The organism is Protofrankia sp. Cas8 (assembly GCF_963555845.1).
GTDB lineage: Bacteria > Actinomycetota > Actinomycetes > Frankiales > Frankiaceae > Protofrankia.
The window spans coordinates 24,217-32,176 of the sequence record NZ_CAUVXI010000023.1 but is presented as its reverse complement, the minus strand read 5'-3'; the positions used below and the strand labels follow the sequence as shown (position 1 = coordinate 32,176).

The window sequence follows — 7,960 nt, the reverse complement described above, 5'->3', positions numbered from 1 at the left end:
GCTGATACCGGGCCGGGACCGCGTCCTGGCGCCGGCGGCGGCGGCGAGGCTGCCCCGGGCCGAGTCGGCGGGCCGTCCACTACGTGATCTTTATGTGGTCGTGCCCGTCGGGGTGCTCGCGCTGGTGCTGCTTACCGGCCCCTATCGCCTGGGCCTGGAACGCAGCCTCGCGGGTGCGGTCGTGTGCCTGTCGTTCGTGGTGTTGACCGGATTCGCCGGGCAGCTGTCGCTCGCGCAGATGTCGCTGGCCGGTGTGGCCGGTTTTCTGCTGGCGAGGCTGCAGGGCGACCTTGGTGTGCCGTTCCCGCTCGCCCCGTTGCTGGCCACCGGTGCGGCGACCGTCGCGGGCCTGTTGCTCGGGGCGCTGTCCCGGCGGATCCGCGGAGTGGACCTCGCCGTCGTCACGCTCACCGCGGGCGTGGCCTTCCAGGAGATGGTCTTCGCCAATCCGTTGATCACTGGCGGTCTCGCTGGATCGGCCGTTCCGGCCCCGTCACTGTTCGGCCTTGATCTCGGCGTCGCCGGGGATGGATACCCGCGGGTGGAGTACGGTCTGCTCGCCCTCGCCGTGTTCGTCCTGTGCGCCTTCGGGGTGGCCCGGTTGCGTGCGTCCACCTCCGGGCTGCGGATGCTCGCGGTCCGCTCGAATGAACGGGCGGCATCCGCCGTCGGCGTGGACGCCGCCCGGACGAAGCTGCTCGCCTCCGCCATCTCCGCCGCAATCGCCGGTTTCGGCGGCTGCCTGATCGGTTACGGCCAGGGGAGGCTGTCGTTCGACTCGTTCGGGGTGTTCGCCTCCCTGTTCTTTCTGGCTATCGCGTCGGTCGGTGGCGTGATGAGCGTGCGTGGCGCCGTGCTGGGCGGCATGCTCGCCCCGGGTGGTGTGGTGTTCACTCTTCTGGACCGCCTCGCCGACCTCGCGCAGTACCAGTCGCTGCTGTGCGGAGTGGCCTTGGTGGTGCTCGTCGTGCTGCGCCCCGAGGGGCTCGCCTACGACCCTCGCCAGCCGGCGGTGCGCATCCGGGTACCCGCCGAGGCACGCGCATGACTGGCCAGCCCGGCGGCGTCCGCCTGAACGTCAGTGGACTGTGTGTCGCCTATGGCAAGGTCGAAATTGTCCATGACGTGTCGTTCACTCTGTCCGCGGGGAGGGTCACCGGGCTGATCGGGCCGAACGGCGCCGGGAAGACCACCCTGATCGATGCGCTCACCGGCTTCACGCCGGCCAGCGCCGGTCAGATCGTGCTGGACGGGACGGTGTTGAATTCGATGCCGCCGCATGAGCGGTTCCGCCGCGGCCTCACCCGTACCTTCCAGTCCCTGGAACTGTTCGAGGACCTGTCTGTCGCCGAGAACCTCGCCGTCGCCGGCTCCGAGTCGGCCGAGGCGCTGGAACTCGGGACGCTCGTCGACCAGCTTCCCGGGAGCCTGTCGCACGATGAGCGCCTCGCTGTCGGGCTCGGCCGGGCGCTGGCCGCGGGTGGCCGGGTGCTGCTCGTGGATGAACCGGCGGCGGGCCTGGACTCGGCGGCGCGGGCCACGCTCACCGCGCGGTTGCGGCGTCTGGCCGAGCACGGCTACGCCATTCTGCTTGTCGATCATGACATCAAACTGGTTTTCGAGGCGTGCGACGACGTCGTGGTGCTCGATGGCGGGCGGGTCGTCGCGTCCGGTCCGCCGGCCGCGGTCCGGGACCGACCCGAGGTCCGCGAGGTGTATCTCGGTGGCTCGCCGGCGATGCCCGCGCGGGTGCCCGGGCAGCCGCGCGGGCACAGCGTGCTGTCCCTGGAGAAGGTCACGAGCGGGTACGACCGGCTGCCCGTGGTGCACGAGGTCTCCCTCGAGGTCCGCGCCGGCGAGCTCGTCGCGCTGCTCGGGCCCAACGGCTCCGGCAAGACAACCCTGATCCGAACGGCGTCCGGGCAGCTCGCGCCGTTCGGCGGTCGGGTGAGCGTGCTCGGCCACCTGACCCGCCGCCCGAACCCGGCCAGGCTTGCCCGCCGCGGACTGGCCGTGGCGCCGCAGGGAGGGACGCCGTTGCGGGGGTTGACCGTCCGCCAGATACTTCGCCTCGCGGTCGGTCGACGGCCCGGCGACCAGATAGAGCGGACGTTGGACAGCTTCCCCGCACTGCGTCCCCTGCTCGACCGGACCGGCGGCGAGCTCTCCGGGGGTGAGCGGCAGCAGATCGCGCTGGCAAGTGCGGTGGCGCGGCGGCCGCAGCTGCTTGTCATCGACGAGTTCTCCTCCGGCCTCGCTCCTGATCTTGCATCGAGTCTGCTCGCGGTCCTGCGAGGCCTGGCCGACGAACGCGGTACCGGCATTCTGTTGATCGAGCAACACGTGTCGCTCGCCCTGGCCGTCGCGGATCGTGCATACATCCTCGACCGGGGCCGGATCGTGTTCACCGGGACCGCCGCCGCCCTCGCCGCGGACCCCGATCTGATCAACGCCAGCTATTTCGGTATCGGCTCGGCCAACGAGTGACCCGATGCCGGCCGGCATGTCCGGCCGGACATGACAGCCGGAGATGACAGCTTGACATCTGCTGCCGGATGAAGCAGCCGGCCGGTTCGTAGTAGCGGCTGTCGGTATTGATCATGTGGGGTCGAGCCGGGTGCCCGACGTCTGGGTGCAGGTGCGGGCGACGCCAGTGGAGATCACCTGGTAAACAGTTATCGAAATATACCGAAAAGGCGTTGCTTGGCCAACGGGCCGCTGGTGGATCCGGAGCGCGGAGCCGGGCCGGTGGATGCGAGGTGAATCTGGGGGTTGACGTGATGGGTGTCAAAGGTCACACTTCGCGGACTGCTGAAATATCTATCCGATTAAGCGATTCAGGTTGTTACACCCGGTGATTTCGATCACCGCTCTCAAGGAGGATCATGAAAGTCCGCTCGAAGGCACCCTTCGCGGTGGCGCTCGTCGGCGCTCTGGCGCTCGCAGCCTGCGGCAGTTCCTCGTCGGACGACGGGAAGGCTGCGGCAGGGGCCACGGCCACGCTTTCGGGTGAGCCTATAAAGATCATGTCGATCCAGGCGATGTCGGGCCCGTCCGACACCTACCCGGGATTGCCGGCAGCCGTGCAGGCTGCCGCTGCGGCGGTCAACAAGGCCGGCGGTATCAAGGGCCGACCACTGGAAGTCACTGTCTGTGACGACCAGTTCGACCCGAACAAGGGCGCCGACTGCGCGACCAAGGCGGCCCAGGGTAAGTACCTGTTCGTCACGGCCAACAGCAGCACCGGCGACAGGTACATGCCGATCCTGGAGAAGGCGAAGATCCCGTCGATCGGCGAGGTGCCAAGCAGCGTTTCCGAACTGAAAAGTCCGTACTCCTTCCCGTTCGGCAGCGGCGCGGTCAACATCGCCGGCGGTGGGACAGCCTGCGGCAAGCTCGGCAAGAAGGACCCGGCCGTCGCGGTCGTCGACATCGCCGCCGGCCGCAACTCGGCCAGCTTCTTCGGTATCGGTCTCAAGCCGTTCAACCTGAGCATCAACAAGACGGTGCCGATTGCCCCGACCGCCTCGGATCTGACGACCGCCACGGCCACGCTGACCAGCGGCACCACCGACTGCATCGATCTGGTGGTGGGTACCACCCAGGCGACCAAACTGCTGCTGGCGCTGTCGCAGGCGGGTTCCAAGGCCACGCCCGTCTACGGCGCGACCATCATCGAGGACAAAATGGTCAAGACGCTCGGCGATGCCGCCAACGGATTGGTCCTCGTCGGTTCCACACCGCCGGCCAGCGACACCAGCATTCCGGCGATCAAGCAGTTCAACGCCGAGCTGGACGCTGCGGGCGTGCCTGCGGACACCCGCAGCGAAGGTGCCCTGACCGCGTGGGCGACCGTCCACCTGGTGGCCCAGTATGCCCAGAAGCTGCCCACGATCGACGGCGAGAGCCTCGCCAACGCCCTGAGCACCGCGGGTGAGATCAACTTCTCGCCGCTTCCCAAGGTTGACTTCTCTAAATCGATCAAGGTTCTGTTCGAGGGTAACAGGATCTTCACCACGGCGGTTTACTTCTCGGAGATCAAGAACGGTACCCGCACTCCACTGTTCGACAACACGGCGTTCGACGTACTCACCAGCTCCTGACCCGCGGCCGGCCGCGCATCCGATCGCGCTCCAGGCGCGGTCGGGTGCGCGGGTGTATCCGCGTTCTCGGAAGAAAGGCTCTCCGACGTGGAATTCCTCCGCTTTGCCCTGCTGGGTCTCGGCACGGGCAGCTTGTACGCGCTGGCCGCGCTCGGGATCGTGTTGGTCTTCCGAGCCTCCGGAGTACTGAACTTCGCCAGCGGTGTGACGGGCGGGTTCGCCGCCTTCGTCTTCTACGACCTGCGCGACACCCATCAGGTGAACTGGATCATCGCGCTGGTTGTGAGCATCGCGTTCGGCGCGGCGCTGGGCGGCGCTACCCACCTGTTAGTCATGGTTCCGCTGCGCAAGGCCTCCGCGCTGGTCAAGCTCATCGCCACGCTCGGCGTCCTGTCGTTCGTCGAGGGCGTGGTGGTGCTCATCTGGGGGTCCGCGCAGGACCTGGTGAAATCGATCCTGCCGACCAAACCGGTGCACGTGACCGGCTCGTTGGTCATCGGTAAGGACCGCATCGTCCTCATCGGCCTGCTGATCATTCTTGCGATCGTCCTGTGGCTGATCTATTCGCGGACCCGGTTCGGTCTCGCGACCACGGCGGTGGCGGAGAACCGGCGCACCGCGGCGGCCTCCGGATGGTCGACGTCCATGATCGAACTGGTGAACTGGAGCGTCGGCGGCGCCCTGTATGCGACCGCGGCGATCTTCCTTGCGCCGATCACCGGACTGTCCGCGGGTTCGCTCACCCTGCTTGTCGTACCGGCACTCGCCGCGGCGCTGGTCGGCGGCTTCTCGTCCTTCCTGCTCACGATCGCCGGCGCCATGGTGCTCGGCGTCGCGCAGGCGGAGGTCGGACGCTACGCCCAGGTCACCGGGCTCGCGGACTCGGTGCCGTTCCTGCTGATCGTCGTCATCCTCACCCTCGGTGGACGCGCCCGACCCGCTCGCGGCGACCTTCCCGTGCGCCTGCCGCTGCCCGGCCCGGGACGGGTGAACCTACTGTTCCTGCTGCCGGCGATCGCGGTGGGCGCGGTGCTCGTCTGGACGGTGCCCGCCGACTGGGTCGACTCGCTCGCGACGACCCTCATCGCGGCGGTGCTCGTGCTGTCCGTCGTGGTCGTCACCGGTTACGCCGGGCAGCTGTCGCTGAGCCAGTGGGCACTGGCCGGGTTCGGCGCCTGGGTCGCCGCCCGGCTGGTCGCCACATCGGGGTGGCCGTTCTGGCTGGCGGCACTCGTCGGCATCCTCGTCGCGATCCCGGCCGGGCTCGTGGTGGCGCTCCCCGCGTTGCGCACCCGCGGTGTCAACCTCGCGGTCGCCACGCTCGGCCTGGCGCTGGTGATCCAGAACATGATCCTGAACAACGGTGAGCTCACCGGCGGGCTCGACGGGACGAACGTCGGGTCGCCGTCCGTGTTCGGAATCGATCTTGATCCGATCAGTTACCCGCGTCGCTACGCGACCCTCATCCTGATCATGCTGGTGCTGCTCGGGCTTCTGGTGGCCAACGTCCGCCGTGGCCGCACCGGGCGCCGGTTGCTGGCGATCCGCAGTAACGAGCGGGCCGCGGCATCGATCGGTATCGGGGTGTACGGGGCCAAGCTCTACGCGTTCGGCCTGGCCGCCGCGATCGCCGCGATCGGCGGGATCCTCACCGGGTTCCGTAGCCCGACCGTGGTCTTCACGCAGTTCGACGTGTTCGGGTCCATCAACGTCGTCATGTACGCGGTGATCGGCGGAATCGGCTGGGCGTCGGGTAGCCTGGCCGGCGGCACCATGATTGCTGGTGGTGCTGTGGCGAAGATCGTTGATTCTCTCGGTGACATCAGCGGCTGGCTGCCCCTCATCGCGGGCGCTGGCGTGATCCTGACGCTCTTCCAGGCTCCGGACGGGGTCGCAAAGATCAACTCCGACGGTTATCGGGCACTCGTCGCACGGTTGCGCGGCAGTAAGTCGACACCGGCTACCGCCACCGTCACCGCACCGGCTACCGCCACCGTCACCGCACCGGCTACCGCCACCGTCACCGTCACCGCACCGGCTACCGCCACCGTCACCGCACCGGCTACCGCCACTGCCACCATCGGGGACGGTGCTGTGAGCGCCGCGTCCGACGCCAGCGCAGTCAGGATGTCGGCCGGCCGCCGCCGGGAGCCCGCCGTGCTCGAGGTACGTAACCTCAGCGTCCGTTTCGGCGGGGTGCAGGCACTCAAGGACGTCAACCTACGCGTCGAACCGGGCATGGTGTTGGGCCTGATCGGCCCCAACGGCGCGGGTAAGACGACACTGCTCGACATCGTCACCGGCTTCACCACGCCGACATCGGGTGAGGTGCTGCTGGACGGGAACTCCATCGCAAGGTGGTCCCCGGTGCGGCGGGCACGGGCCGGACTCGCCCGGTCGTTCCAGGCGGTTGAGCTGTTCCCGGACATGACCGTCCGGGAGAACCTGCTCGCCGCGGCGGACGTCCAGAAGCCGAGGTATTACCTCACCGACCTCATCCGCCCCGGGCGGCAGCGCCCGTCCGCACTCATGGACGAGGTCGTCGAGGAGTTCGGGCTGGCGGATCTGCTTGACAGCATGCCCGCCGAGCTGCCGCACGGCCGGGCCCGACTCGTCGGTGTGGCCCGGGCCCTGCTCGCTGATCCCAGCGTGCTCTTCCTCGACGAGCCGGCCGCGGGCTTGGACTCGCATGAGAGCGCCGAGATCGGGACGGTTATCCGGGGGATCGCCGAGCGGCGCAACACCGCCGTGCTGTTGATCGAGCACGACATTCCGCTGGTCCTCGGCATCTGTGACCGCATCGCGGTACTCGACTTCGGCCAGAAGATCGCCGAAGGGCTCCCTGGCGAGATCCGGACCAATCCCGATGTGATCCGTGCCTATCTCGGTGAGGACACGACTGGTGAGGACTCTGGCGGCGCGCCAGCCGGTCCGGTTCCGGCGGGGCCGGATGTGGCCGACGAGCTGGTTCCATCCGAAAAAGTATGATCGCGAAAGTTCGATGAGCGCGCCGCTCGAGGTCCGGCTGAGGAGCACACGATGACAGCGTTGATCGAAGCGATAGGACTGGCTGCCGGTTACGGTTCGCTCGCGGTCGTGCGCGACCTCGACCTGCACGTGGAGCCGGGAGAGGTTGTCGCATTGCTCGGCCCTAACGGCGCGGGCAAGACCACCACACTGCTCACGCTGTGTGGTGAGCTGCCGATCCTAGGCGGGGAGGTCAGGGTCGGCGGGCAGGTGACGAAGGCTCCGCTGCACCGCCGCGCACGCGCGGGCCTCGGTCTTGTCACCGAGGAACGGTCGGTGTTCATGAGCTTGAACGTCGATGAGAACCTGCGGGTCAGCGGGAGCGACCCGGCGCTCGCACTCGAGCTGTTCCCGGAGCTTGAGACGTTCCGCAAGACCCGGGTGGGGCTGCTGTCCGGCGGTCAGCAGCAGATGTTGGCCCTGGCCCGGGCGCTGGGTCGCCGCCCGAGCCTGTTGTTGGCCGACGAGCTCTCGCTCGGGTTGGCGCCGCTGGTCGTCACGCGGTTGCTGCGCGCCGTCCGCGACGCCGCGGACGGCGGCGTGGGGGTCCTCCTCGTCGAGCAGCACATCGCGAAGGCTCTTGAGTTCGCAGACCGGGCCTATGTGATGAGCCGTGGCCGGATCGTTCTCAGCGGCACCGCGCAGGACCTGCGTGGACGCCTGGACGACATCACCCAGTCCTACCTGTCCGGTGCACCGCTGGCCCAGGCAGGCGTCTGACCTCGCGGCCAGGCGTCGAACGAGGAGAACCCCTGACTGCAGCGCCGCAGTCAGGGGTTCTCCTCGTTGCTCAGGTGCTCAGGTGCTCAGGTGCCCGAAGTCGGGTGTGT

5 protein-coding genes are annotated in these 7,960 nt (G+C 68.3%); all 5 read left to right on the top strand.

The window, feature by feature from the left end; genetic code table 11:
* Nucleotides 1-1,048: branched-chain amino acid ABC transporter permease (locus U9977_RS06130; protein WP_322748196.1), on the top strand; the 1,048-nt coding region annotated here is incomplete at its 5' end.
* Nucleotides 1,045-2,487, top strand: a complete 1,443-nt coding sequence (locus U9977_RS06125) for an ABC transporter ATP-binding protein (protein ID WP_322748195.1) — start codon at nucleotides 1,045-1,047, stop codon at nucleotides 2,485-2,487. The genes U9977_RS06130 and U9977_RS06125, both read left to right, overlap by 4 nt.
* Nucleotides 2,488-2,885: 398 nt before the next feature.
* On the top strand, nucleotides 2,886-4,103 hold the full coding sequence (locus tag U9977_RS06120; protein WP_322748194.1) for an ABC transporter substrate-binding protein: 1,218 nt from the start codon (nucleotides 2,886-2,888) through the stop codon (nucleotides 4,101-4,103).
* 87 nt (nucleotides 4,104-4,190) lie between these two features.
* Nucleotides 4,191-7,091 (top strand): branched-chain amino acid ABC transporter permease/ATP-binding protein, encoded by a 2,901-nt coding sequence (locus U9977_RS06115; RefSeq protein ID WP_322748193.1) that lies wholly within the window; start codon nucleotides 4,191-4,193, stop codon nucleotides 7,089-7,091.
* A 51-nt stretch (nucleotides 7,092-7,142) separates the two neighbouring features.
* Nucleotides 7,143-7,850 carry an ABC transporter ATP-binding protein gene (locus U9977_RS06110; RefSeq protein WP_322748192.1) on the top strand — a complete coding sequence of 236 codons (708 nt, stop codon included), beginning with the start codon at nucleotides 7,143-7,145 and terminating at the stop codon, nucleotides 7,848-7,850.
* Nucleotides 7,851-7,960: the final 110 nt, after the last annotated feature.

Excerpts from the sequence above, each read along its gene's own strand:
- U9977_RS06125 (WP_322748195.1), top strand. The coding sequence starts at position 1,045 with ATGACTGGCCAGCCCGGCGGCGTCCGCCTGAACGTCAGTGGACTGTGT.
- U9977_RS06120 (WP_322748194.1), top strand. The coding sequence starts at position 2,886 with ATGAAAGTCCGCTCGAAGGCACCCTTCGCGGTGGCGCTCGTCGGCGCT.
- U9977_RS06110 (WP_322748192.1), top strand. The coding sequence starts at position 7,143 with ATGACAGCGTTGATCGAAGCGATAGGACTGGCTGCCGGTTACGGTTCG.